This is a genomic window from Algoriphagus boseongensis (assembly GCF_004362805.1).
GTDB lineage: Bacteria > Bacteroidota > Bacteroidia > Cytophagales > Cyclobacteriaceae > Algoriphagus > Algoriphagus boseongensis.
Genome location: NZ_SNYF01000005.1, coordinates 1260530 through 1286349, shown reverse-complemented (window position 1 = coordinate 1286349; position 25820 = coordinate 1260530). Strand labels below are relative to the sequence as shown.

General features: G+C 41.1%; 20 protein-coding genes. 18 read left to right on the top strand and 2 right to left on the bottom strand.

What is annotated here, in order from left to right; genetic code table 11:
* The first annotated feature begins 26 nt into the window (after nucleotides 1-26).
* The 18 genes from DFQ04_RS05530 to DFQ04_RS05445 all read left to right on the top strand — a co-directional run bounded on the left by DFQ04_RS05530 (nucleotide 27) and on the right by DFQ04_RS05445 (nucleotide 22789).
* Nucleotides 27-1382, top strand: coding sequence for an amidohydrolase (locus tag DFQ04_RS05530; protein ID WP_133553484.1), 1356 nt, complete (start codon nucleotides 27-29; stop codon nucleotides 1380-1382).
* A gap of 5 nt (nucleotides 1383-1387) precedes the next feature.
* Complete coding sequence (locus tag DFQ04_RS05525) at nucleotides 1388-2755, top strand: serine hydrolase domain-containing protein (protein WP_133553482.1); 1368 nt, start codon at nucleotides 1388-1390, stop codon at nucleotides 2753-2755.
* An 8-nt stretch (nucleotides 2756-2763) separates the two neighbouring features.
* Nucleotides 2764-4059: a serine hydrolase domain-containing protein gene (locus DFQ04_RS05520; RefSeq protein WP_133553480.1), complete on the top strand. Its 1296-nt coding sequence runs from the start codon at nucleotides 2764-2766 to the stop codon at nucleotides 4057-4059.
* 12 nt (nucleotides 4060-4071) lie between these two features.
* Nucleotides 4072-5778 (top strand): amidohydrolase, encoded by a 1707-nt coding sequence (locus DFQ04_RS05515; RefSeq protein ID WP_166637260.1) that lies wholly within the window; start codon nucleotides 4072-4074, stop codon nucleotides 5776-5778.
* A 55-nt stretch (nucleotides 5779-5833) separates the two neighbouring features.
* Nucleotides 5834-7006 (top strand): C45 family autoproteolytic acyltransferase/hydolase, encoded by a 1173-nt coding sequence (locus tag DFQ04_RS05510; protein WP_133553476.1) that lies wholly within the window; start codon nucleotides 5834-5836, stop codon nucleotides 7004-7006.
* A gap of 34 nt (nucleotides 7007-7040) precedes the next feature.
* Nucleotides 7041-7448: a hypothetical protein gene (locus tag DFQ04_RS05505; RefSeq protein WP_133553474.1), complete on the top strand. Its 408-nt coding sequence runs from the start codon at nucleotides 7041-7043 to the stop codon at nucleotides 7446-7448.
* Nucleotides 7449-7528: 80 nt separating this feature from the next.
* Nucleotides 7529-8761, top strand: coding sequence for a threonine/serine exporter family protein (locus DFQ04_RS05500; protein WP_133553472.1), 1233 nt, complete (start codon nucleotides 7529-7531; stop codon nucleotides 8759-8761).
* Between the two features lie 10 nt (nucleotides 8762-8771).
* Nucleotides 8772-10238, top strand: coding sequence for a M20 family peptidase (locus DFQ04_RS05495; RefSeq protein ID WP_133553470.1), 1467 nt, complete (start codon nucleotides 8772-8774; stop codon nucleotides 10236-10238).
* Nucleotides 10239-10318: 80 nt separating this feature from the next.
* Nucleotides 10319-11647 (top strand): metal-dependent hydrolase family protein, encoded by a 1329-nt coding sequence (locus DFQ04_RS05490; RefSeq protein WP_133553468.1) that lies wholly within the window; start codon nucleotides 10319-10321, stop codon nucleotides 11645-11647.
* Nucleotides 11648-11675: 28 nt separating this feature from the next.
* Complete coding sequence (locus DFQ04_RS05485) at nucleotides 11676-13019, top strand: metal-dependent hydrolase family protein (RefSeq protein WP_133553466.1); 1344 nt, start codon at nucleotides 11676-11678, stop codon at nucleotides 13017-13019.
* Between the two features lie 119 nt (nucleotides 13020-13138).
* Nucleotides 13139-13672 carry an HdeD family acid-resistance protein gene (locus DFQ04_RS05480; RefSeq protein WP_133553464.1) on the top strand — a complete coding sequence of 178 codons (534 nt, stop codon included), beginning with the start codon at nucleotides 13139-13141 and terminating at the stop codon, nucleotides 13670-13672.
* A gap of 62 nt (nucleotides 13673-13734) precedes the next feature.
* Nucleotides 13735-14481, top strand: a complete 747-nt coding sequence (locus tag DFQ04_RS05475) for a hypothetical protein (RefSeq protein ID WP_166637259.1) — start codon at nucleotides 13735-13737, stop codon at nucleotides 14479-14481.
* Between the two features lie 244 nt (nucleotides 14482-14725).
* A complete protein-coding gene (locus DFQ04_RS05470; RefSeq protein ID WP_133553460.1) occupies nucleotides 14726-15595 on the top strand; it encodes a hypothetical protein in 870 nt (289 codons plus the stop codon).
* Nucleotides 15596-15797: 202 nt separating this feature from the next.
* On the top strand, nucleotides 15798-17534 hold the full coding sequence (locus DFQ04_RS05465; protein WP_133553458.1) for an amidohydrolase family protein: 1737 nt from the start codon (nucleotides 15798-15800) through the stop codon (nucleotides 17532-17534).
* 23 nt (nucleotides 17535-17557) lie between these two features.
* Nucleotides 17558-19117: an amidohydrolase family protein gene (locus DFQ04_RS05460; protein WP_133553456.1), complete on the top strand. Its 1560-nt coding sequence runs from the start codon at nucleotides 17558-17560 to the stop codon at nucleotides 19115-19117.
* Nucleotides 19118-19129: 12 nt separating this feature from the next.
* Nucleotides 19130-20473, top strand: a complete 1344-nt coding sequence (locus DFQ04_RS05455) for a hypothetical protein (RefSeq protein ID WP_133553454.1) — start codon at nucleotides 19130-19132, stop codon at nucleotides 20471-20473.
* A gap of 1 nt (nucleotide 20474) precedes the next feature.
* On the top strand, nucleotides 20475-21323 hold the full coding sequence (locus DFQ04_RS05450) for a hypothetical protein (protein ID WP_133553452.1): 849 nt from the start codon (nucleotides 20475-20477) through the stop codon (nucleotides 21321-21323).
* Nucleotides 21324-21499: 176 nt separating this feature from the next.
* The gene (locus DFQ04_RS05445) at nucleotides 21500-22789 is read left to right on the top strand and encodes a DcaP family trimeric outer membrane transporter (protein WP_133553449.1); all 1290 of its coding nucleotides are present in this window, start codon (nucleotides 21500-21502) and stop codon (nucleotides 22787-22789) included.
* 111 nt (nucleotides 22790-22900) lie between these two features.
* On the opposite strand, the gene DFQ04_RS05440 is transcribed toward DFQ04_RS05445, so the two are convergent.
* A complete protein-coding gene (locus tag DFQ04_RS05440; protein ID WP_166637258.1) occupies nucleotides 22901-23389 on the bottom strand; it encodes a DinB family protein in 489 nt (162 codons plus the stop codon).
* A 2-nt stretch (nucleotides 23390-23391) separates the two neighbouring features.
* Entirely contained in the window at nucleotides 23392-25788 is a 2397-nt protein-coding gene (locus tag DFQ04_RS05435; RefSeq protein WP_133553445.1) for a penicillin acylase family protein, read from the bottom strand.
* Nucleotides 25789-25820: the final 32 nt, after the last annotated feature.

The window sequence follows — 25820 nt, the reverse complement described above, 5'->3', positions numbered from 1 at the left end:
TACAATCATTCTTCAATTACAAGCTTATGAAATTTCTGAATTTAATAATTCTATCTCTCTTTTTGAATGCTTCATTAAGCAAGGCCCAAAATAGTGGTCTCTCAAAAGAATTGGCAAATAAAATCACCAGTTCAGTTGATAATGATACTGAGCGTTTAATCACCGTTTTTAAAGACTTACATCAAAATCCTGAATTAGGTTTTGGCGAAACTCGAACTGCCGGAATTGTAGCCAAAGAACTTCAGTCCCTTGGCTATGAGGTTAAAACTGGTATTGGCAAGACTGGAGTAGTGGGCATAATGAAAAACGGAGAGGGCCCTGTTGTGTTGTATCGTGCCGATATGGATGCGCTCAATGTTGACGAAAAAAACGGACTTAATTATGCAAGCAAGGTAAAAGTAAAGATGGAGGATGGCTCTGAAGCACCTGTAATGCATGCGTGCGGACATGATGCACATACGGTTTGGCTACTATCGCTGGCTAAGACTATGGCTGCTTTCAAGGACAGTTGGAGCGGAACCCTAGTTCTTCTTGCCCAACCAGCAGAGGAACTTGCCGCCGGGGCAACAGCAATGGTAGAAGATGGTCTTTACACCAAGTACAATGTGCCCAAACCTGACTATGCACTTGGATTACATACCATGCCCTTTGCTACAGGTACGGTAGTGGGTAGTGGTGGAGTCCTTGAAGCAGGGACAGAACTTCTTGATGTTACCTTTTATGGTGTTGGAGGACATGGTTCATCCCCACAATGGACCAAAGACCCCATTCTTATGGCGGCCTATGCCATCACACAGTATCAAGCTGTCATCGCACGGGCAATGGATCCCAGGGATATGGGGGTAATAACTGTAGGCGCATTCCATGCGGGTATCAACAATAACGTAATTCCGGAAGAAGCAACATTGAAACTAAACTTCCGCTTTTTCAGTGAGGCGGTACACGAGCAACTGTTCAATGGAGTAAAAAATATAAGCGAAGGCATCGCACGAACCTATGGCATGCCTGAAGACAAGATGCCGAAAATTGTTCGAAAAGGGCATACCCCTCCGCTCATCAACGATGTAGAAACCATGAATCGAGTGAACGCTTCATTGAAGTCTTCTGGGGTAGTGAATGAAAAAACACTTGTGGAGAAATTCCCGGCAATTACAGGATCAGAGGATTTTCCATCCCTTTATGAAGGAATGGAGGGAGTGAAAGCAGTCTATAATTTTATTGGAGTGGCAGATCCGGATGTATTTGCAAAGGCCAGGGCTGAGGGAAAGGATCTTCCTTATGCAAATCATCAACCAGGTTTTGTCGTGGATCTCAAGGCGATTCCAGTGGGAGCAAAAGTGGCAAGCGTGATGGCAATGGAATTATTGAGAAAAGTCAACTAAAAAAAATGAAAAAGAACTCAATTTTATTAACCGCATTATTTCTAATTGGCATAACAGGTTGCGCCAATAAAACGGAGGAAGTTCAACAGAAAGAAAACACTTCCGATGCAGGCATCATCTATGCAAATCCTGATGATATATCCAGCAATATTCCTTTAGAAAAAGTTCTAGCCGTCAGCGAATTTTATCAAAACCCGGAAAATATGGTGAAAATCCAGTTTCCTACAGCTGAGTCGAAATTTGCCTGGGTGCACATGGACAAATATTACCACACCGCACAGGTAATGCGGAAGGGTTCGGTAAGTAGTTTTCCTTACAATATTGACCAAGAGATAGGAGCAATAAAGTACAAGAACAAAGATGGAAATATGCTTAGCGTCAATGAGCACTTTGATACGAAACCCATCGACGGGATGGTTGTCGTAAAGAATGGAGTGATCGTCTATGAACGTTATAAAACGATGCGACCCAATGACAAGCACATCTGGTACTCAGTTTCAAAAGTTGTCCCTGCTACCATGTTGGCGTTCCTTGAACAAGAAGGAAAAGTAGACGTCAAGAAACCCGTTAGCGATTACCTTGAGGAACTGAAAGGATCAGTTTGGGAAACTGTTACTGTAGAGGAAACCCTTGACATGGCTACTGGGCTCAACGGAACCGAGCACGATGAAGCAGAACAGAATTCCCGAACAGACCCGGACCAGGTTTGGTATCGCTGGGCTGCTACTGAAGATGTGGGTGTTGTTGCTGACGTGAGGAAAAGGGGTGAATCATGGGCGGATGTGCTGCGGGCAATGGTACGCAAGACTCCTGGTCATGTGAAATTTGAGTACAACTCGATCAATACTTTTGTAGTCGGTCTGATTGCGGAGCGAATTGCCGATAAGCCCCTCTATGAACAGTTCAGCGAGCGGATCTGGAGTAAGGCCGGTATGGAACATGACGCTTACTATTTGGTTAGCTCATCCGGTAATACGTTGAGCTTTATGGGGGTCAACTCTACACTTCGTGACCTCGCCCGCTTTGGCATGGTGTACACACCAAGCAGCCAGAAAATTGCTGGAGAACTACTTATTCCAGATGCAATCATGAAAAAAATAAACGATCACACCTATGTTGACATGTACGACAAGGGCTGGGTCGGCAAGAAAAATACCCAATCCTTTTACGATGATGCAGGCAAGATTGCCAACCGATACCAATGGGATGCGGTGATGTCAGACGGTGATATGTATAAGGCAGGTGTCGGTGGTCAGGGAGTCTATATTTCTCCTGCTAATGACATGGTTGTAGCATGGTTTTGCACTGGTGACGGCAACGATCAGGAAGAAGCAATGGCTAGGGCAATTGTAAAAAGTTTGACTAATAAATAGTTAAAAAAATGGAAAACATTGATCCAATGGATGTGCCGGGAGCGAAAGTAACGCTTCCCATATCCACAGCAAAAAAACCTTTTGATCGCAAATTTATAGCAGACGCCAAAAAATACTGGAGTAATATGCACATGCAGGTAGGTGGGGATCATGCCATGTATTACACCGGGCATTTAAGTGAGTTTTTACCTACAGCCGTTGCTCCGGCATCTGGTAAGGTCAGTGTATTGGAGCGCAACCTGCTAAAAAGCGTTGGAGAAACAACATTCGTACGTGGTGATGGTTCCACTTCCCTTCCGCTTGATGAATATGTGAACAATGGCAAACAGCGGCTTCAGGGAATTATGATTCTTCAGCATGGCAAAGTGGTATATGAAGCATACCCGGGTATGCAACCCGAACAGCCACACTTTTGGGCTTCGACTTCAAAACCAACTGTGGGTACGCTTATCACCATGCTCGAAGCTGATGGTTTGATTGATGTAAATAAACCCATCACTACCTATGCCAAACAATTGGCAGGTACTGAGTGGGACAAAGTTTCATTACTAAATGGATTGAACATGTCATCGGCGCTTGACATTGCAGAAACAGGTGAGGCTCAGATGAACCCGGCTTCCGTTTTTCAGCGATTCCTTGCAGCGGACTTTGGTGTTCCCAACTACAATGGAGTCATCGAAAACACCGTAGATGTATTGCGCGACGCAAAACCCTTGCCTGGTGAAGTTCCGGGGGAATATGCCCGCTACAGTTCACTCATTACAAAAGTCCTGGTTTGGGTAATTGAAGAGGCTACTGGTCACTCTTTCATAGATAACTTTAATGAACGCATTTGGTCCAAAATCGGGGTACGCAATTCATTTATAGTCCCTATGGGAAGCGATGGTTCTGCCGGTGCCTATGGCCTAAATATTTCCCTATTGGAGGATTTAGCACGTTTCTCATTAATATTCACACCAAGCTGGAAAGTAGTTTCAGAATCTCAGGTCATTTCTCCACAGGTTTTGAAAACCATGCAGACCTCTGGTAGCAAAGAAGCCTACCTCAAAGGAGATTTTACCGAACACAACTGGGTGAAAGCATCATTTGCCAAACAAGGGATGCCTGATCGGAATTCACGGCAATGGGATGCAGTTTGGGATGATGGCGCTATGTTTAAACACGGCAACCTGTTCCAGGGCCTTTATGTAGATCCTTCACGGGATGTTACTGCTGCTTATTTCTCAACCTGCCCTGTAAATCTTGATCCCGATATTTTAATGGGTTACATCCGCCAGGTGGCCATGAACCTTCAGGGAGAATAAAATCCAATGAAAATGAAAACGCTACTCGCAATTATTTCTGTGATACTGACCATTACCGGATGTGCCCATACTCCAGGTATTCAGGCAGATGCCATTTATTTCGGGGGCGATATTCTTACTATGGAAGGCGATTCGGCACAGTATGCTGAGGCGCTTGCAGTTAAAGATGGAAAGATCTTATTCGTAGGAGCAAAGGCCGATGCCGAAAAATGGAAGGGCGATTCCACTGTGATGACGGACCTGCAAGGGAAAACATTACTGCCTGGCTTTATCGATGGTCATAGCCATGTTTTTTTGGGTATGTCCATTATTGATATGGCGGATCTAAATTCTCCTCCCGTTGGAAAAATTAATAATATCGGAGACATTATTTCAGCGATGCAGGAGCAGAAAAAGAAACTGAATCTCTCCGATACTGACTGGATAATAGGAACGGGTTACGACCCCGACTTGCTGGAAGAAAAACGGCATCCTACCCTTGCCGACCTGGACGCGGCATTCCCAACCAACCCGGTGCTTGTCTGGCATATTTCAGGGCACATGATTGTTTTGAATTCAGCGGCATTGAAGATAAAAGGAATCGATGCAAAAACTCCGGATCCTGCCGGTGGAACCATTGTGCACAAACCCGGAACAAATGAACCTAATGGACTGCTTCAGGAAAATGCAGTTTATTTGGTGGTTGATATCCTGACCAGAACCGGAACAGCAGAAGAAACCGATGCAAAAGTGAAGCGCGTTTTCGATTACTATACCAGTTGTGGTATAACGACTGCACAGGACGGTTTAACCATGATGGACCAAATGCAAATTGCACAGCGTTTGGCTGATAAAAAGGAAATTCCCATTGATTTAGTTTTACTTCCAAAGTACTATTACCTGGACACATTGATTTCTATGGGAACTACATTCGGTGAATACCACAATCGCCTCAAGTACGGTGGGATGAAGGTGACACTGGATGGTTCACCACAAGGGAAAACAGCATTTCTGAGCCAACCTTATTTAACTCCTGTTCCAGGATGTCCGCACGACTGCAGGGGAATCGCCAGCATCGAACAGGACGAACTGAATCAGTTATTCTACAAGGGTTATAAAAACAAGATTCAGCTTTATGCGCACTGCAACGGGGATGCATCCATTGACATGATGATCAAGGGACATCAATATGCCATACGTCAACTGGGCGACAGCACAGCCGACCACAGGACAGTTATTGTGCACTCGCAGGTAATGCGTCCCGATCAGCTTGATGCGTATAAAGCCTACAACTTGTTTCCTTCCTATTTCACGAACCATACCTTTTTCTGGGGTGATGTACACCTTGCTAATCTTGGTGAAGAACGGGCATCATTTATCAGCCCTTTGAATTCGTCTATTAAAAAGGAAATAAAATTTACAAACCATACCGACTATACGGTTACCCCGATGAACCAGCTATTTACAGTATGGACAGCGGTGAACCGCATAACACGCAGTGGAAAAATTCTTGGTCCAGACGAAAGAGTTCCAGCATACGAAGCACTTAAAGCAATTACCATTAACGGTGCTTACATGTATTTCGAGGAAAATAGCAAGGGTTCATTAAAGGAAGGTAAACTGGCCGACCTGGTTATTCTGGATCAGAATCCGGTTAAAGTGGACCCAATGAAAATAAAAGACATTCAAGTGATGCAAACCATTAAAGAAGGAACGACCGTTTTCAAAAAGAAAAATTAAACTATTCGTTTAACCAAATAAATATTTTTTACAAACAATTTAAAAAAATAAAAAAATGTCAATAAGTAATTTAAATCTGCTGAAAGAAGCCAAAGGTGGCAAGCTTTACGAAGCAAATGGATTTTTAATTCCTGTTCTGAAAGGAACACCACAGGAAATGGGTGAACAGTATGGTCTCCTCATGGTCGATGAAATGCAAAAAACCTTTGACATACTCATCGCGCCCGGTCGTGCAAAAGGCGGAATAACGGATGCCGATGCCAGGGAATGGACCGATCGTGTTTATTCTTCAGGTTCTATGCGGTGCCGTATGTTTTATGATGGAGTTGCAAAAGGGACGGGTTGGCCGCTTGATAAGGTTGGCATGTTGGATAACATTATGGAGTATGGCATTTACCAATCATCGACCTTCAGCTCTTTTGCCGGTTGCTCATCCATTCTATCCTGGGGCAGCCATTCTGCCGACGGTGGAATGTATGTCGGTCGGAACGAAGATTGGAGCGAGACTTTTATAGAATTTCCACAAGTGTTAACCGTTCGCATACCAACCGATGGTTCTTACAAGTATGCTACGATGGGTTGGCCAGGTTTCTTGTTTCCGCTAACAGCGGTAAACGAACACGGAGCCTACATGGATTTACATGATGGTAGCAGTATGGGCAGTTCGATTGTTTGCAAGGAACGTATCCCTTGTACCAATATATTGGCTGACTTAATGGCTGAATCTCCTTCATTAACAGCCATGGTTCATCGCCTCAATACCTACAACATGAGTACGGCCATGATTCTTACCCTTGCTGATGAAAATTCAGGAGCGGCCATGGAATGCACTTCACTGGGCGGTAGCCGGGTGCGTACTCCTGACAAAGGCAGTAATTCGATGGTGGTTACCAATACGTTTATGTGCGACAACTGGGGCATAGGTAAACGTGATTCAATGACTAAATCTTTATCAGGGCGTTTCCCAAACATGACCAACCGGCTTGCCGAAAATGCAGGAAAGGTGGATGCTGAACTCACGCGTAAACTGATGGATTTGAAATTGTATGATACCAACGGTAAAGTTGATCCGAATGGTGGTTGTACAAAGCCCATCAATCAGGATGAAGACATCACCGTTCACCAAGTGGTAACCGATGTGAAAAATCGCAAAATGTGGCTGAAGAGACCTTCTCCAAAGGCTTATGCAGACTGGACTCTTGTCGATTTGAAGGAGTTGTGGGGATAGTTTTAGAGCAATTGACTAATAAAAATTTGATAAGATGAACTTCACAAAAAAATTAATCAAAGTAGAAACTCCGGCATGGATGCTTGATTTATTCAAAGCACTCGACGCATTGGATACAAGTGATAATTCAGGATTCAAAATTTTTGATGAAAACATAACCATGCAATTTGGTGCCAACACGGTACAGGGTCTCGACAATGTCAAGCAGTTTTTTATCAAATTGGATACACCCTTAATTACGAAGCATTTTGTTGCAGAAGTCTTCAAGTGTGATCAGGTCTACCTGATGAATGGAGGTGCTGAAATTTCAAAAAAAGGTGGTAATCCCGATGAAAAAATACAAGCAGCTCCGGTTTTTAACCTATTCTGGTTTAACAAAGAAGGAAAAGTAATCAAATACGTAACGGACGCTCCACCGGAAGCAATGGATCGGGCAAATTAATAATTGATAGTGAAAAAGCTGGACGTGGATTATAGAAACGAAAGCAAGAAATCCTTGTGGATTGATTAAAAAAGAAAAAAATGAGCGATCAAAAAGTCAAAGTTCCATTTAATAGAGCATGTGATTTTGTAATACAATTGGGAGAAGCCGCGCATGGATATGGCTCCTCCTCAGCTCGTTTGGAAGCATTTCTTTCTTCCTTGATGGCCTCTTTTGGTTATTTGGGAACAGTTCTTTCTACGCCCAATGGAATTGTTTTTGGGTTTCAGGAGTCAGAATCCCAGCCTCAGCGCTTTCACTTAATCACCTCTCTCACTACAGGTTTAGATCTTAACAAATTGGCCTTGGTGGGTGATTTAGTAACAGATGTTATAAATGGTGAGACCAATATTGAGGAAGCCGTCCTGAAATTAAGGGAAATTAAAAAGACTTCTGCACCCTGGGGAAAGATGGCTAGTGCTATTTCATTTATGGCTACAGGAGCCGGTATAGCAGGGGTATTAATGGGAAGTTGGTATGATATTGCAGTTGCCGTTCCCTTGAGTTTTTTGGTATATATAATGGTAATCATTTCTTCCGGCTTCAAAACTACAGGAGCGGACTGGTTACCTCTCATAGCTTCTTTTATAATAGGAATTTTAACTGCTTTCACCAAAGTGGTCATCCCTGAATTAAATATTGTACTAGTTGGAGTATCAGCAATCGCTATTCTTTTACCCGGCTTTACAATAAGTACAGGGGCAATGGAGCTAGTGGGTGGAAACGTGGTCTCTGGTATTATCAATCTTGTAAGTGGCCTGGTTTATTTACTGAAGCTAGTTATCGGAGGGTGGGTAGGAGCTAAGTTGGTTATTTCATTGCTAAGCCTAAGCGCTCAAACAGGTACAGCACCTGATATAGCTTGGCAATGGCTTTTTGTTCCAGTCTTCGCAATCGGTTTATGTCTATCCCTTCAAACTTCAACCAGAGACTTTCCGTGGGCCTTAGCGGCCTGTTTGATCGCTTACCTAGGTTCATTTTTAGGCAGTAAGGTTTTTGAATCATCTGTAGGGACTTTGTTAGGAACTGTTATACTGGTTGTTTTTTCAAATAAATGGACTACCAAAACAGGACGCCCAACTTCTATATTGTTGGTTCCCGGTATCCTTATGCTAGTCAGTGGCTTTGCAGGTTTCCAAGGCTTCCTCTCCTTAGCAGAAGGACAAATTCAACAAGGTGAAAACCAAATTCAACATATGTTTTTAGTAGCAATCACAATCGGGGCTGGATTGGTCGTCGGGAATACCGTCAGCAGACCTAAGGTCACTCTTTAAATAAAAAAATATGAAAACTTTAATTTATTCACTTAGCCTTATTTTCCTTCCCACATTTTTGGTAAATGCACAAGGAACAAAACCCCCTACTAAGGTAGAACTAGTCAATGTTCAGGTAGATGCTGATGCCGCAGCAAAACGTCTCTCGGAAGGTATCAAATTCAAGACAATCTCTAATCAGGATCGGACCGATTTTGATGAAAATGCCTTTAAGGAATGGCATGCATTTCTGGAAAAAACCTATCCACTTACACACCAGACCTTGAAAAAGGAGATCCTTGGCGATCCAAGAAAATTCAGTCTGCTATACACTTGGGAGGGTGCCAATAAAGCATTGGCACCAGTAGTATTAATGGGTCATCAGGATGTGGTACCAGTTGTACCTGGGACTGAAAGTCAATGGGAACATGACGCCTATTCCGGAGACATCGCGGATGGCTACATCTGGGGCCGTGGTTCTTTAGATGACAAAGTGATGATCATGGCCATTCTGGAGTCCATTGAAATGCATCTTAAAAAAGGATTAAAGCCCGAGCGCACCATCTATTTGGTTTTTGGCCAGGATGAGGAAGTAATGGGTCCAGAAGGTGTAAGTCAGGTGGTAAAAGAGTTAGAGTCTCGAGGCATTAAGGAAATCGCAATGGTACTTGATGAAGGACTTCCGCTTGCTCCCGGACAATTCCCCGGAATAAAAGCACCTACAGCTTTGATAGGCACGGCAGAAAAAGGATACCTCACCCTCGAATTAAAAGTATCCGGTCCTGGCGGACATTCCGGGATGCCGCCTAAGAATTCCAACATCGGCATTTTAGCATTGGCTATTACAAAACTGGAAGCAAACCCTTTCCCTAATCGGATCACAGATGTAGTGCGGGATCAGTACAAAACTATGGGGCCGTTCTTATCTGAAGAGCAACAAAAATTAATAGCCAAGGACGACACGTTTATCGAATTTATGCTGACTCAGCCAATGACCACGGCCATGATCCATACCACCACAGCTGTAACCATGGTCAACGGTGGCATCAAAGAAAATGTATTGCCTCCATTCGCATCTGCGCTGGTGAATTTTAGAATCCTTCAGGGGGAAACTGTTGCTTCGGTAGTTGAACACGTGAATAAAGTGATAGATGATAAAAGGGTAACAGTTACCGAACTGCCTGCATCCATCGACCCGTCTCCCATCTCCAGCTCAACCGGACCCGAGTTTCAGCTTATTGAAAAAACAATCCGCCAAACCTGGGGAACCCCCGACCTGATTGTAGTACCATACCTTGTAATTGGTGGGGCAGACGCCAAGTATTTTGCAGCTTCACCGATGACTAAGAATGTCTATCGCTTTACTGCACTTAGAGTAGAATCAGCTGCAGATACACAACGCTGGCATGGTGTGAATGAACGGGTTCTGATTACTGAATATGCAAAGTCTATTGGCTTCTTCTATCAGTTTATTGGGAATTTGAAGGAATTGAAATAGGAATGTTGTGATGAAAAATAAAATCAATTAATCGAGACAAAGTCTTCAGTTGAGATTGATCAACCCTTAAAAAAAGCATTATGAAAAAGCTATTAAATGCTATTATCCTACTTTTTGTTTTAACAGCTGTAGGTCAGGCTCAAACTACTGAAAGCAATGTGATCCTCATCACAAACGCCAATGTATTTGATGGTAAAAGTGATCAGCTGGCCAATGGAATGAGTGTGCTGATCGAAGGCAATAAGATCTCAAAAATTGCCAAGTCCATTACGGCTCCCAAAGGAGCGACTATAATTGATGCAGGTGGCCGGACCCTGTCACCTGGTTTTATTGCCTGCCATGAACATCTTGTTGGGCAAATGCCATTTGGAGATATTTTCACAACAGATACCCGATATGCTGGATATGTTGCTACGCAAACTACTCGAAACTATCTCATGAATGGTTTTACAGCAGTTCGAGACGCTTCCGGCAATACATTTTCCCTTAAGAAAGCCATCGATCGCGGATATGTTGTCGGACCCCGTATTTACCCTTCCGGACCAATGATATCCCAAACTTCTGGGCATGCTGACCATAGACATGATTCTGAAGAATCCGATCTTATCGGAGGGGCTTGGGATCCCATGGTTCTCAACGGGGACATGGTTGTAGTAGATGGTGTACCTGAGGTGCTTAAAGCCACAAGAGAAAACCTTCGCCGCATGGCCTCTCAAATCAAAATTGCAGTAGGCGGTGGTACAGGTTCGTTTTCCGACCCTTTGGATGTAGTAGAGTTCACTCCGGAGGAGATTCAAGCTGCCACCCAGGCTGCTTCGGATTTTGGAACCTATGTAATGGCACATGTTTACAATACGGAGGGAATAAGAAGGGCTGTAGATAACGGTGTGAAATCAATTGAACATGCAAATCTTATTGATGAAGAAACACTTCGCTATATGATGGAGAAGAATGTATGGTTATCACCTCAAGTAATCGTCTACACATTTATTCCTAAAGGATATACAGAGGATCAGGCCAACAAGCACCGACAGGCCTATTCCGGCATCGATAGCATGTTCACCATAGCCAAAAAAATTGGTTTTAAGAATATCGCTTTTGGTACTGATATCATAACAGATCCTGAAACTATTAAGCGGATGAATGAAGAATTTGTGTTCCGCACAAAATGGTTTAGTAATGCTGAGGTTTTACAACAGGCAACATCGAAATCAGCGGCATTGCTTGCTATGTCTGGTAAACGAAATCCTTACCCAGACAAATTGGGTGTAATCGAAGAAGGAGCCTATGCCGACATCTTGTTAATTAACGGCGACCCATTAAAAGACATTTCCATCCTGACAAAACCGGAAGAGAACCTAGCCCTGATCATGAAAGATGGGAAGATTTATAAGAATACGATTAAGTAATCAGTATCCATCTTAAAAAAAGATTAATATGAAAAAGCATATTTTAAATTATTTCTTAGCCTTCCTTTTTGTTGCCTTTACTGGCTCATTGAAGGCTCAGGAGACTTCAAAACAAGAAGTAATCCTAATTACAAACGCCAATGTATTCGACGGTAAAAGTGATCAATTATCCACTGGGATGAGTGTGCTGATCGAAGGCAATAAGATCTCAAAAATTGCCAAGTCCATTACAGCTCCCAAAGGAGCGACTGTTATTGATGCCAAAGGAAATACATTGTCTCCAGGCCTGATGGATGTCCATACGCATCTTACTTGGAATTTAGGCCCGTCAGGTATGTTTAACGCACAATCGGACTATTTGGCTGCATTGTCTCTGGTCGAAGCAAAAGCCACATTGATGCGCGGTTTTACTAGTGTTCGAGATGTTTCCGGCGAAGTCTCCGGTATAAGATCGGCAATAGATCAAGGTTTATTTGTAGGGCCAAGAATTTGGACAAGTGGGGCAGGCATAAGTATGACAGGAGGCCATGGAGATATGCGAACTCCAAGCACGTTGCCTCGTCAAATGGGTGGACCTGACATGACCGAAGTTGAGCACATGGGGTTGAGTATTTTTGCCGATGGCGAGACCGAAGTATTAAATGCCGCAAGAATTCAGTTTCGTAATGGGGCCAACTTATTAAAGATGTACGTCGGCGGTGCAGTAAGCGGTGTGTATGACCCCTTGGATATTGTAGAATATTCTTTTGAAGAAATTAATGCTGCAGCATCAGAGGCTAAACGTTGGGGTACTTATCTGGCAGTTCATGCCTATACCGACCAGGCTATACAGCAAGCTTTGGAGGCTGGAGCAATGTCTATTGAACATGCGACGCTTATTACCGAATCGACAGCAAAAATGATATCCGAAAAAGGAGCTTTTTTAAGCACTCAAACTGGAGTTTATCTAGGTGAAGCACCTGATGATTGGAGTGAAGACCAAAAAGCAAAGCAACTGGCTGCAAAAAATGGACTAACCAGCATGTTTGAATTGGCGAAAAAGTATAATCTGAAGATTGCCTTAGGAACAGATCTAGTCGGTAGCCCTGTACTAAAGGATGCACAAAAATTTGAATTAACAAACCGTTTAAAATGGTTTACTCCGGTAGAAATTCTGAAGCAGGCCACTGTAAACAATGGTGAGGTTTTAGCCATGAGTGGCCCTCGTAATCCTTATCCAGGTAAGCTAGGTGTAATTGAAGAAGGAGCTTTGGCCGATATTTTACTTGTCAAAGGAAATCTCCTAGAAGACCTAACACTTCTTAATAACCCAGAAGTGAATCTTTTACTAATTATAAAGGATGGAGAGATTTATAAAAATATAATTAACTAGGTGATTTTTTTATATATTAAATTTTAAAACAAATCATATGATAATGAAATACGCTATTAAAAATTTTCATTATATATATTAAATATTAAAATATATTTTATCACTTAAACCAAACAATCATGAAAAATGTGTCTAATCCTTGGTGGATGATTTTAATAAAAGGAATCATTTTAATAGCCCTGGCTATTGCGATTTTTAATCATCCTCTTGAAACCTTAGTAGGATTCTCTGTTTATATGGGAATTGGCCTACTCTTTACAGGCGTATTATTGATAATAACCGCCTTTACAATTCGAAAAATAGAACCTCAGTGGGGCTGGAAGTTGGCGGAAGGAGTTTTAGATGTTGTTTTCGCTTTTATCCTTCTTTCAAATCCAGCAATAACGGCAGTCGTCTTTCCTTTTGTTATTGGATTCTGGGTTATTACATATGGAATTATGAAGTTTGCTGATTCTTTTTCACAAAAAAAAGAAGGAGATTCTGGTTGGGGGATAAATCTATTGGGAGCTATTGTCACAATTGTATTAGGCTATATCGTTATGACAGATTTTGTTGCTGGGACTGTTGCAATAACCACATGGATAGGCGCAGGTTTGTTTCTTTTAGGTATACTGAATGTGACCATTGCCTTTCAGGTTAAGAAACTGTCCTAAGAAGAAAATAAATTTTTATCGAATACTTATTTAAGTTACACAATTATAATTCAACAAATGTCATGAAGAAATTATTAAAAAACCTTGTATGGATGTATTATCTGATAATACCATCAATTATTTTATTGTATTCCTGTAATCCTAAAACAACCTCTGAAGAAGAGATTGTTCTGGAAGAAGATACTATTGAAGTGGATGAAGATTTATGGGTCGTTGAAGAATTTGAAATTAATGACCTCCCAGTAACTAGCCAGTCTCCAAAAGCTGCAGAAAAACCACTTCCAAAGAGCAATGCTGCTCCAGCTGTGACTCCTTCTCCCCAAGCCAATGCAGCAGAAGTAGATGATGAAGATTATGACATCGCTACCCTTGATTACCTGACCGACCTTGTAGCAGAGCAAGAATATGAGGCAGAGACGACAATGGATGTAACAACTGCAATTGTTCCTCTGGAAGAAACACAGACCCTGGTTTCATTTAACAAGAAAGGAAAAAATGCAAAGGCTTTTCAGGTAGTCAGTGATGGCTCAACAGGGGAAATCGAACAGATAATTTTCACTGACAAAAAGCATACGGATGAATATGATGTGACCACAGGAATGAAGGGATCAGATGTGAAAAAACTCAGAAGAGAGTTAAAGCATATGACTCACAAAGGAAAAGTTTATTTGTACAACGACGATTCAAATGTAATGTATCTGATGGATGCAGAAAACATGGCTGGCGAAGAGGTTACAGCTGCTGATGTTGAAAACATGAACGTTTCTGCAATTATCTGGAAAGATAAAAAGCACCATAAACATAAATAATCTCAATAGTTTTCTTTTCGATAGGAGTATTTAGTAAACCGAAAGCTAATGAAAACTCTTCCCATCGGGGTATAACCAATATGTTGTGGTTAATTAGAAAGCCAAAGAGTGAAAAATAAAAATGTCCTGACTGGTAAAGCGATCTTTACCTTTCAGGAGAAAATAAGGCTTCGATTTTTTTATCGGAGACAATAGAAATATTTTGAAATCAATATCTAAAGAGCAAACCTAAACAAGTAACAATATGAAAAACTATTTAAACTTAATTCGTTGCCTTGCTAGCATTTTATTTGTTTTTGTTTGCATAGCTGTAAAAGCCCAGGATAAATCCATTGAAAAGGATGATAAAGAAGGGGATGATGCACAGCAAGTCTTGGATAAATTAGCCAATCCTGCCGCTGCAATTGGGGCAATGATCAGCCTGGTAGATTTCCAGTTCTATTCCGGAAGTTTAATGAATTCTACTCAGAGTGGAATTAGATATACATTTCAACCTAGCTTGCCTGTTCCGCTAAAAAACGGCGTGAATATGTTTATAAGGCCATTAATCCCAATTAATATTAAACAGCCAGTGTATGATGAGTCTGGGTTTTCTAATGCTGGTTTTGACCTTGGAGACATTTCAATTGATTTAGCTTTTGGAAAAACATTCAATAATAAATGGGTGACAGTAGGGGGTATATTTGCTTCCCTACCAACAGCAACGGATGATCGTATTGGATTGCATCAAGTTTTGCTTGGGCCAGAAGCTGCTTATGGACGATTGGGAAAATGGGGTTCTGCCACTCTCTTGCTCACCTATGGATGGAGCATTACCAATAATGAAGAGAGAGGGAATACTTCAGTGATGGGTGGGCAATATATGTACAATATAAACATAGGTAATGCATGGCAAATTTCAGGGTATCCCACATTTTCATACATTCCTAAAGCTAGCTCTGGGAATAAATTGGCCTTTCCATTAGGAACTGGTGTAAAGAAAGTTGTGGTAGTTGGACAAACTGCTGTAGCATTAGGCATGCAGTATCATTATTATATCGTAAGGCCTGATGCTTTTGCATTGGCGCATCAAATACGAATCCTAATTTCACCAATAGTTGAATTGCCTTGGTAAAGAGTTTTTTTATAATTCTTTCAAATCGGTTTAAATAAATGAATCATTCATAATTTTTTCAATTAAAAACAGGTAAATTATAGGGATAAAACAATAAAATATTACTCATTAAGATGCCAATGGAATGATTTTTTGAACTATAAGCGAATCATGGATCAAATCTTTTATAAAAATAAAAATTCAATTCTTAACTAGGATAAATATGAAAACAAGGTTAACAATAAAGACCACCTTATTTATTGGAATTTTACTTTTTTCCTTTTCTGGCCTTGCACAAAAAACTGCATCGTCAAATACATATGATCTTGTCATCTTAAATGGTAGGGTAATGGATCCTGAAACCATGTATGACAAAATTGCGAATGTGGGTATTCAAGATGGTCATATTGCTATTATTACTACAGAGAAAATCGAAGGTAAGCGGACCATAAATGCTTCCGGGCTTGTGGTTGCACCAGGATTTATCGATACACATCTTCATGCCAATGACCCCTTCGGATCAAAAATGGCATTGCGGGATGGAACAACTACAGGTATCGATATGGAGGCTGGAGCGTACGATGTTGCTGGCTGGTATGATGAAAAAGCAAAAACGGGTTGGCCACTTAACTATGGAGCTACTTCAAGCCTGCTCTTCAACCGATTAAAGATTCACGACCCGGAAGTTGATATGACGAAACCAGCTGATTTTGTTCGTTCTCCCGAATTGGCTGCTGAGGCTGCAAAAGATGGCGTGGCAGGCTGGGCTACGCAACGAAGTTCTCTTGAACAAATGAACCAAGTTATGCGCCAAATTGATGAGGATCTTCGGCAGGGGGCATTGGGTGTTGGAGCTTCACTTGCTTATCAGGCCATTGGCGCTGAATCATACGAAGTTTATGAAGCCCAGCGTACTGCTGCCCGATATGGTCGCGTCACCTCAGTCCATACACGTTACCATATGCAAAGCCAAACGCCTGAAGAGGCCACCATTTCGCTTGACGAAATGCTTGTCAACGCCATGTTGCTGGATGCCCCATTGTTGCTGTCACATGACAACGATTATGGATGGTGGGAAAATGAAGATAAACTTAAGCGGGCAAGGGACAAGGGCTATAATGTATGGGCAGAATACTACCCTTACGACATCGCTTCTACCGTGGTAAGTGCATCATTCCTTCAACCGGATCAATGGGAAACTGTACAAGGCTATAAGTACGAAGAAACTATTTATGATCCTTTAGCAGACAAGTGGTTGGACAAAGCTGCTTTTCTTGACTTGGTAAAAAAAGCTCCTGGACAATCGGTTATTATAAAAATGCCCTATCGCACTCCATGGATGAAATATTGGTTAACCATCCCCCATATGACGGTTGCCACGGACGGTATGCCTGGTGTTGGTATGGATGGAAAATTGCTTCCATGGGATGCAGACTTTTCAGAATATTCTGGACACCCGAGAGTCGCGGGCGGAATGGCGAAAGTACTGCGAATGGGCAGGGAAAATGATGTCCCCTTAATGTTCACTTTGTCTCAACTTAGCTATTGGTCAGCAAAGCATCTAGGAGATGCAGGTTTGCAGGCCATGAAAGATCGTGGTCGCGTGCAGGTTGGCAAGGTGGCAGACCTTACTTTGTTTGATCCTATTACTGTTACGGATAATGCCACCAGCAAGGTGAAAGAGAATGGGCTGCCGTCAACAGGAATTCCTTATGTCATTGTTAATGGTACCGTAGTGGTGGACAACAATGTGGTACTACCAGTAAAACCAGGACAAGCTATTCGATATCCAATTGAAGCAAAGGGGAGGTTTGAACCGATAGAAAAAGAGAAGAGGATTGGAGAATTTAGCATTAATGTGGGAAGAATACCCGTTGATGATACAGGAGCCAGTGCCTTGAAGGCACCTCCTTCCGAGGTGAAGAAGTCAGCAGATAAAAACAACACTAACAACAAATAGGAAGAAATTAATCAAAAAATCAGATGAAAAATTTAATTAAAATTCGCCTCGCATTATTCTTTAGTCTAACACTTTTGAACGTGCCGGGGATAGCTCAAAACAAAAAAGTAGCCGAACCTCAATATGATTTGGTTATTCTAAATGGTCGTGTAATCGATCCCGAAACCAAACTCGATGCAATTAGGAATATTGGGATTTCGGGCGGTATTATTCAGGAAATATCTGAAAATAAGATAACCGGAAAAGAAACTATTGAGGCCAAGGGTCTAGTGGTTTCACCTGGATTTATTGATACGCACTGGCATGGAGTCGATGAATACGGTGTGAAAATTGGATTGCGAGATGGGGTAACAAGCCCACTTGAATTAGAAATGGGTGTATATCCTGTTGACGGTTTTTATAAAGAGAGAGAAGGAAAGTCTCAGGCAAATTATGGGGCATCAGTCAGTCACATGGCTGCACGTATAGCAATTCTTGATAAAATTGATCCTAAAGGATCTCCTCTTTATGGATCTTCTATCAATGAATCATTTAATGATGGTGCTAAATGGAATACAAACCCTTATAGTCCAGAAGAGACCAATTTGGTAGTGAAGGGTATGGAAAAAGAACTTCGACAGGGAGGCTTAGGAATTGGATTTGCCATTGGATATTTTGTGAAAGTGGGTAGCCCTGAAGTAATGGCGATTGCCAATTTAGCAAATAGGTATAAGAGCTATATAACTACACACGTACGTTACTTATCCCAAATTCCTCCGAGTGGTTATCTTGGGTTGGAGGAGATGGTTGCAGTGGCCAAATTAAATAATGTGCCCTTATTGGTTCATCATGTGCCGAGTAATTGCCTAGGATTAACAGAAAATTGCCTTGACCTGATTGATGAGGCAAGGAGTCAGGGGTATAAAATCGCAGGGGAGTTTTATCCTTACAATTTTGCTTCCTCTGGTTTTGCTGCTGACTATTTGAAACCAGGATTCCAAGAAAGGATAGGAATGGAATATTCGGATATCGTTTATGTAAAAACTGGTGAGAAAATGACAGAAGAACTTTTTAATAAATACCTCAAGGAAGATCCAAGCGGAACAGTGATTTTTTATAGTATGAAAGAGAAAGACATGATGGCTGCATTGAAGAGACCAGGAGTATTTGTTGGCTCTGATGCGATGCCTTTGGTAGCAAGCGATGGCAAACCTTTAACTTGGGATTCGCCCTATGGAGATGGAAAAGGCCACCCTAGAGCAGCAGGAACCCACGCACGTTTATTAAAAATGGTTCGTGAACAAAATGCCATTCCACTAATGGAAGCCATTGCTAAACTTTCATTTTATCAGGCACAATTTCTTGAGGATGTGGTTCCGGACATGAAGAAACGAGGCAGGTTACAGCCTGGGGCTATTGCTGATATCACCATTTTTGATTTCAACACGGTGCAAGATAATGCAGACTGGAAAGAGGGGATGAATTCCTTACCATCCACAGGAATACCTTATGTAGTGGTGAATGGTACTATTGTGGTGAAGGATTCTGAGGTATTGAAAGGAGTATATCCAGGCCAGCCTATCCGGAATAAAATCCTGGATTAACTTAAAATTGAGATGGACATATTCAATTTTAAGGGTGTTGTTTTAGCCCTTGTTATTTCTCTCCAATTCATCGGGGGGACTGTTTTAGGACAAAATGGCCCTCCTCCTTTAATTAAATCTGACACTACACTTAACATAGTTCAGGTTGATACCATACCTACAGGAGTTCAGGGATCTATAAATCCTCTAAGAGATAACAAGCCTGTGCTAACCGGGATCGAGTTATTGGATTCAAGTTTTCCTAATTCTCTTCCAATTTTCGGGTCCGAAATCCGCTTGAGTATAGGAGGTTATGTGAAAGCTGATTTTATAAGGGATTTTAACTTTGTAGGCGATCCCTATGAATTTGAACTAGGATCAATAGCAGTTGATGGGTCACCAAATAGAGATTTGGGAGGAACTACCACCTTCCATGGTAAAGAAAGCAGAGTCAATTTTGATTTACGTTCTAAAGCAAAATGGAAAAATGGCAAAGAGTTTCCCATGCAGGTTTTTATTGAATTTGATTGGTTCTTTGACTCTCCCAATATGGCTCTCAATACTCGGTTGCGCCATGCCTATGGAGTAATAGGTAGGGTTTTAGTGGGAAGAACTTGGACCACCTCAGGTGATTTATCTGCCTTGGCAGGTACTATTGATTTCTCTGGTGGAGATGCTTTATATGGAGGTAGAGTCTCTCAAATTAGATGGCAAGATAAGTTGGGTAAAAGATTTCACTATGCCTTGGCAATAGAGGAAACATCAGCCCAAATCGATAATCCTGACAATTTGGAGGGTACATTCAGACCTTTAAGACCCAATTTTGCCGGAATGATAAAATGGAGCTCTGCAAAGGGATCCAGTATTCAACTTGGAGCAGATGTATTTCCCGTTAGCTGGGTAGGTCCATCTACAGTTCCTAATATCAGTAAGTCTGGTTATGCCATCACAGTCATGAGCAGAATCTTAGTATCTGTTACAGAATATACTGATGCTTTTGTCTGGGGCACCGGATTTGGAAATGGTCAAGCACATAAAATAATAGCGCTTTCTTGGGATGGCAAGGCTTCTGGAGTAATTAACCAAAATGGGTTAGATCTTGCTCAGTCTTGGTTTGCCTATGCTGGGTATAATCATTATTGGTCTAAAAAGTTGAATTCAACAATTTCCACCCATTGGGCAGGGACTGAACTATCTCCAATCCAGGCAAACAATGTCATTCAGAAAGCAGGTTCTTTTCACGCCAACTTGATCTGGTTCCCTTATAAACTGGTTTCTACTGGAGTCGAATATATGTGGGGAATGCGTGAAAATCATGATGGAGTAACCGGAGAAGCGAATAGACTTCAGTTCATGGTAAAGTTTAAATTTAATTAAATTGAAAAGTAATAATCTAAGCAAAAAATGGTCAGTATTAGTAGTATTAATGCTGACCATTTATAATTTTTCTTTTGCCCAAAACGAAAATACTGTACTTGAAGACAGTATTCTCCAAGCAGATGATTCAGAAAAATTTGTTTGGGACATGTCGCTTGGTTTTAAAACTATGAATGTTTTTAGAGGACTTCTTCCCTCTAAGGCACCTACAATTTCAACACAGGCTGGATTCAAATATGGGGATTTCATTTTAGGGTTTTATGGAGGAAGTTCATTCAATGGAGGATATACTGAAACAGACCTAATTTTGGTTTATTATAAACCAAAAGTCAATGTACATCTGGAATGGTATTATAATTTTACAGAAGGAATAACCAATATTCCGACTCCTTCTGGATTCTTTGATTTCAATCCTGAAACAACTCGTGGTTTGTTGGATTTGATTCTCAATTATCAAATTTCCCCACACGTCAAGCTTTCTTCCTCAACATTTCTTTTTGGAAGAGATAGGCCTTCTTTACCCGAGGATGATGCTGAGGGCATTTTATTGCGAAGAGGAGAGCAACGCTACACCCAATACTTAAAAGCCGCTTACAATTGGTATTGGGGCACATCCAAGTTAGAAGCACATGTGGCCGGGTCCTTTAGCTGGAATGATTTTTCAGGTCCTACATTTTATGGTAACAAGCCCGGCTTCAACGACATTGGTATTTCCATTTCAAGGAAATTAATCAATTCCAATTCTTTGAGTATCCCAGTTAAAGCCTCTGCATATATAAATACTGTAACGAACAATATTTATTTAGTAGCCACCATTCAGCTTATTGAAATCTCTAAATTAACTCAATAATCAACCTGAGAAATTCTAATTATTTGCAATGAATTCCTTGGTCATCACATGCTAAACTGACTCGAAAAAAAAATCATTCTGTAATTTTAAAAGCCAGACTAAATAATAAAAATGAGTAATTATTAAATTTTATTCTTACCAAGACAGTTTTAAATCATCTATAAATAGTCTGGAATATGTTTCATAAGCGAGTTAAGATTTTAAGAAAAAATTTTAACCTAGACAAAAGGGATGCAATTTCGTTTTTGATTTGTATCCTACTTCTTCAAAGCTCATACTTTTGTTTTGGTCAGGATATAATTCAACAAAAAACCATAATAGGGACTAGCTCTGCTGATACCGTTCGAAGAGATTCAACCAGGATTCAAGAAGCAGCTCCTTTGGATATTGCAGATGATCGAGGATTATATATTAGGACTACAGATGGTAAAATTCAATTAAGGATATTAGGATCAGTAAGATATCTTGTAGTTTTTGATGGGCTTAATTTATCTTCAAAAAATTCATTTAGAACTGATGAAATTCCAACAGGTGCATTAAATAAGGCATTTCCAAATTATTACAATGGATTAGATCAAACCCGTTTGGGGTTTGAGGTTACAAGAAAAACAGATAAAGGAGATGTTTTTATCCGATTGGAGACTGATTTTGCTGGTGACAATGGATTTCGGATAAGGCACTCTTATGGTCAGTTTGATCAATTTTTATTTGGGCAAACGTGGAGTTTGTTTTCTCATGTAAATGCCTTGCCGGCAATGGTAGATTTTTCGGGACCAACAGGATCAATTATAGCTCGTACTCCTCAATTGAGATATTCAGTACCTAAGACCTTTTTTGGAGCAAATGTCGCTGTTGGTTTAGAATACATCATTCCAAATCTAACCGTTCCCGATTCAATTGCTGGACAGACTTTTCAACTCTTCCCAGATATTACGATGAGACTGGATAAGGTGTATCCTTGGGGTTCAGTACAATTATCGGGAATAATACCTATGCTATCTGGTAGGAGCTTTGAAGATCAATTAATCTTAAAGCCAGGCTGGGGGATTTCAGGTTCCACAGTTGTGAATTCTTGGAAAAATGGTAAATGGTATTTGCAAGGTGTAATAGGACAGGCCATCACAAGGTATTTCAATGATCTTAGTGGAATAGGTTCTGATGTTGTAATTGATCCAGATGGGGAAATTAAGTCGCCTTTATCCGTTGGGTTATATGGGACTTATGAGCATAGTTGGAGGCAAAATATTTATTCAAATTTCACAGCTGGCTGGTTGCATCTTCAAACCTATGGGTTCACTGAAGATTTTGCTTACAAAAAAGGATATTCCTTTCGGGTGAATACTTTTTGGGATCTCACTGAAGGAGCAAAAATTGGGGGAGAAGCCATTTGGGGAAATCGTGTCGATAATGACCGCCAAAAAGGAAATGCATTGCGATTAAATATTTTGTTTTACTATGATTTTTAAATCACAATTAAGAATTCGTCAAATAAGATATTTAGCAGGAAGGATTTTAATAAAATTTTTGATTCCAAGTTTGATTAAAGTTTACTTTAATTCAATGACCTATCGGAAAGTTTATTTTTCTCCAGCTCTAAAAACCCACGAGGGAGCCTGATTAATTTTTTGACGGAGTAGTAAATTTAATTGGGCGGCATGATGCTGGACATGCCTTAGGTTGTAAAGGAGAATTTCGAAAATTGAAAAATTCATGGTCTTGGATTCGTTAATCCATCTTTTTTCAGCCTGGACTTCATCTAAATTCAAAATTAAATCTGAGGCTTTTTGTCGGCATTGCTGTAGATATCCCAAAATCTCATTTCTGTCGAAAATTGAGGGGGGAGGAAAATCCTCAAACTCCGAATAGCCGAAAATTTCTGGAGGCTTAAATCCAACCGGATTCAAAGAAAGGTAATAGTCTAAAAAAAATAGGGTATGGAATGCTTGATGGGAGATATCTGCTGATGAATTCCAAACCTCGTCTTCAGCAATTAGGATGGAGTTCTCCAGCATATCGATTGCAGCTCCAAACTGAGCCCATAATTCTACCCTTAGGTTTTGAATCATGTTCATGGTTTTGGAAGAAGAGTAATTTTCCCTTTTGCCTTCTCTTTGATCTCTTGTTCATTCATCAATTGAGACCGATATTTTCCTTTGGTAAAGAGCTCTTTTTGATCCGCATAGTGTTTGCTGAATCTATTGCCGCTATTGCCTGTAGGTAGCACAGAAATAGACTCCTCTACATTCCCGAAATCCAATAAAATCCGCATAGCCGGACCTGAAGTCACCTTGTAAATACCCTCTCCATTTAGGTCAAAAGCAAGTTTATTCACCGCTTCTTCATTGGCTTCTACAGGGTCGGATTTCACATTGAAGATTTTGTCCAAAGGCTTTTGACTTCCCAGTGGATGGGGATGCTCAAATACCACTGCTTTTTTCCATTCCCATTCTTCATAGTTCTTTCCAAACTGACTAGAAAGCTCCTCCAGAGTGATTTTTAAGGCTTCATTAATGATGTCGGCTCTGGATTCAATGGCATCTGTTCCTTTCTTATCCCACCAAGGATTATTTTCAAAAGTGATGAAGTGGGAATTGCTTCTAACCATCATGAAAGTCTCCAAATAAGCTTTGAAGGCATCTTTTCCCAGTTCATCTTCCATTGACAAGCGAAGGGTATGGTATAGCCATTTGTAGAAAATGGTGGGAGATCTCATATTTAATTGATGTTCTCCCGTCCATTTGGTAAGCATTTCAAGCGCCGAATTCCAATCCTGAAAATCATCCCTTCTTACCTCTTCCAAAAGGAACTGAATAAGCTTGGGATAAGTCTCATTGATGGATTCAAGTTGTAGCGATCGGATGTTTTCCGTGTCCCAGTCTTCTTTTGAAGTAATGGTTTTTGAAATTCTATTCCATCGCTCACCGGGATAATAATACCCGGGAAAGAAATGACCATTTCGGGAAGAATCGGGTTGATTATTGGCAGATGCAACAAAGCCGCTCGAAGGATTGATGCTTTGTGGGTTTTCGGTGAAAGGGTACCATCCTTTGGGTTGGGACTCAGGATCAGATCCATCCACAAAGATCTTAGAGTGAACTTTATCGCTGCGAATAGGAAGTTTTGCAGCAGCCCACCAAGCGATATTTCCTTCTGCATCTCCATACATGATGTTCAACCCAGGAGCATGAATCAAGGAAGCTGCATCTGCGATTTCCTGCAGGGACTGGGCGTGATTCATGCGGTAAATGGCTTCCAAAGCTTTGGAAGGTTCCTGAGTGAAAACCCACCAAGATGAAACCGGATTGTTGGTTAAGGCACTGATTTCTTTGGAAACAGGATTCATGATCGGTCCATGCACGGTTTCCCGCACTTCAAACTCGATACTTGCTTGACCTTTTACCTGAATAATTTCTTTTCTACTGGTAATCGGGAAGATAGAATCACCAATTACAATCTCATTTGGGTTAGCTGGATTGAGTTTCTCTTGGAAAAAGTCCTGATCGTCATTTTCAAACATGGTCAAACCCACGCTGTGTCTTCTGGAATGTCCCACCAAACCAAAGGGAACTCCTGCCAGATGATTTCCATAAAAGCTAAAGCCAGGATATTCCAAATGCGCTTCAAACCATACAGAAGGGGCGGCAAAACCAATGTGAGTGTCATTTGCAAAAAGGACTTTTCCCGATTTGGTTCTGCTACCAGAAATCACCCAACTATTTGAGCCCTGCAAAATAGGAGCCGGAAGCTTTTCCAATAATTCGCTCAATTGTGAACTTACCAGAAGATTCTCCTTGAGTAAGGAGTCAGGATAATTTACAGGAATGAAATGATGCTCAGGTAGAGTTTGCACAGAAAGTGCTTTTAAATACTCCGAGCCCAATTCTCTGGCCATTTTTGTCACTAGAGGATCTGTTTTCAAGGCCATGGCAAAAGTAAAGGACATGTATCCGATAATAGAATGCATGTCTTCAACGGTATAAGGTCTAGGTTTTTCGCCCAGAAGGAGATATTCAACTGGAAGTTGATCCTCTAGGATAAAAGCATTGACTCCAGCGATGTAAGAATCCGCGGCCTTTTTCCAGGAAGTTTCCCCCTGATTTACAAAAGCTGCCGCGCTTTCCTTGGCATGTTTAGGAATACCCAGGGTATGAAAAAACTTGTCAATATCCACTAGATCTGGCCCCAAAAATTCAGCTAGAGTTCCCGAACCGACCCTTCTCATCATCTCTAATTGAAAGAGTCTTTCTCGTGCATGGATGTATCCTAAGGCTCTATAAGCGTCATCTTCAGACTGAGCATAAATGTGTGGAATCCCATATTTATCAAAATGAATATCAGCGGGTTGAGATAATCCTTCTAAAGTAATCTCTCCCTGATATTTTGGGCTTTGCCAAAAAACAAATCCCAACAATCCTAGAATCAAAAGGAAAATCAGGATTCCTAAAAAGCTGAGTAATTTTTTCATGGGTGGTGATTTTTTGAAACTATAAGGGAAAG

What these genes read in the sequence shown, in the direction of transcription:
- DFQ04_RS05490 (WP_133553468.1), top strand. Translation starts at nt 10,319, where the DNA reads ATGAAAAAGCTATTAAATGCTATTATCCTACTTTTTGTTTTAACAGCT.
- DFQ04_RS05470 (WP_133553460.1), top strand. Translation starts at nt 14,726, where the DNA reads ATGAAAAACTATTTAAACTTAATTCGTTGCCTTGCTAGCATTTTATTT.
- DFQ04_RS05495 (WP_133553470.1), top strand. Translation starts at nt 8,772, where the DNA reads ATGAAAACTTTAATTTATTCACTTAGCCTTATTTTCCTTCCCACATTT.
- DFQ04_RS05530 (WP_133553484.1), top strand. Translation starts at nt 27, where the DNA reads ATGAAATTTCTGAATTTAATAATTCTATCTCTCTTTTTGAATGCTTCA.
- DFQ04_RS05455 (WP_133553454.1), top strand. Translation starts at nt 19,130, where the DNA reads ATGGACATATTCAATTTTAAGGGTGTTGTTTTAGCCCTTGTTATTTCT.
- DFQ04_RS05480 (WP_133553464.1), top strand. Translation starts at nt 13,139, where the DNA reads ATGAAAAATGTGTCTAATCCTTGGTGGATGATTTTAATAAAAGGAATC.
- DFQ04_RS05515 (WP_166637260.1), top strand. Translation starts at nt 4,072, where the DNA reads ATGAAAACGCTACTCGCAATTATTTCTGTGATACTGACCATTACCGGA.
- DFQ04_RS05475 (WP_166637259.1), top strand. Translation starts at nt 13,735, where the DNA reads ATGAAGAAATTATTAAAAAACCTTGTATGGATGTATTATCTGATAATA.
- DFQ04_RS05520 (WP_133553480.1), top strand. Translation starts at nt 2,764, where the DNA reads ATGGAAAACATTGATCCAATGGATGTGCCGGGAGCGAAAGTAACGCTT.
- DFQ04_RS05445 (WP_133553449.1), top strand. Translation starts at nt 21,500, where the DNA reads ATGTTTCATAAGCGAGTTAAGATTTTAAGAAAAAATTTTAACCTAGAC.
- DFQ04_RS05460 (WP_133553456.1), top strand. Translation starts at nt 17,558, where the DNA reads ATGAAAAATTTAATTAAAATTCGCCTCGCATTATTCTTTAGTCTAACA.
- DFQ04_RS05525 (WP_133553482.1), top strand. Translation starts at nt 1,388, where the DNA reads ATGAAAAAGAACTCAATTTTATTAACCGCATTATTTCTAATTGGCATA.
- DFQ04_RS05510 (WP_133553476.1), top strand. Translation starts at nt 5,834, where the DNA reads ATGTCAATAAGTAATTTAAATCTGCTGAAAGAAGCCAAAGGTGGCAAG.
- DFQ04_RS05485 (WP_133553466.1), top strand. Translation starts at nt 11,676, where the DNA reads ATGAAAAAGCATATTTTAAATTATTTCTTAGCCTTCCTTTTTGTTGCC.
- DFQ04_RS05500 (WP_133553472.1), top strand. Translation starts at nt 7,529, where the DNA reads ATGAGCGATCAAAAAGTCAAAGTTCCATTTAATAGAGCATGTGATTTT.
- DFQ04_RS05440 (WP_166637258.1), bottom strand. Translation starts at nt 23,389, where the DNA reads ATGATTCAAAACCTAAGGGTAGAATTATGGGCTCAGTTTGGAGCTGCA.
- DFQ04_RS05465 (WP_133553458.1), top strand. Translation starts at nt 15,798, where the DNA reads ATGAAAACAAGGTTAACAATAAAGACCACCTTATTTATTGGAATTTTA.
- DFQ04_RS05435 (WP_133553445.1), bottom strand. Translation starts at nt 25,788, where the DNA reads ATGAAAAAATTACTCAGCTTTTTAGGAATCCTGATTTTCCTTTTGATT.
- DFQ04_RS05505 (WP_133553474.1), top strand. Translation starts at nt 7,041, where the DNA reads ATGAACTTCACAAAAAAATTAATCAAAGTAGAAACTCCGGCATGGATG.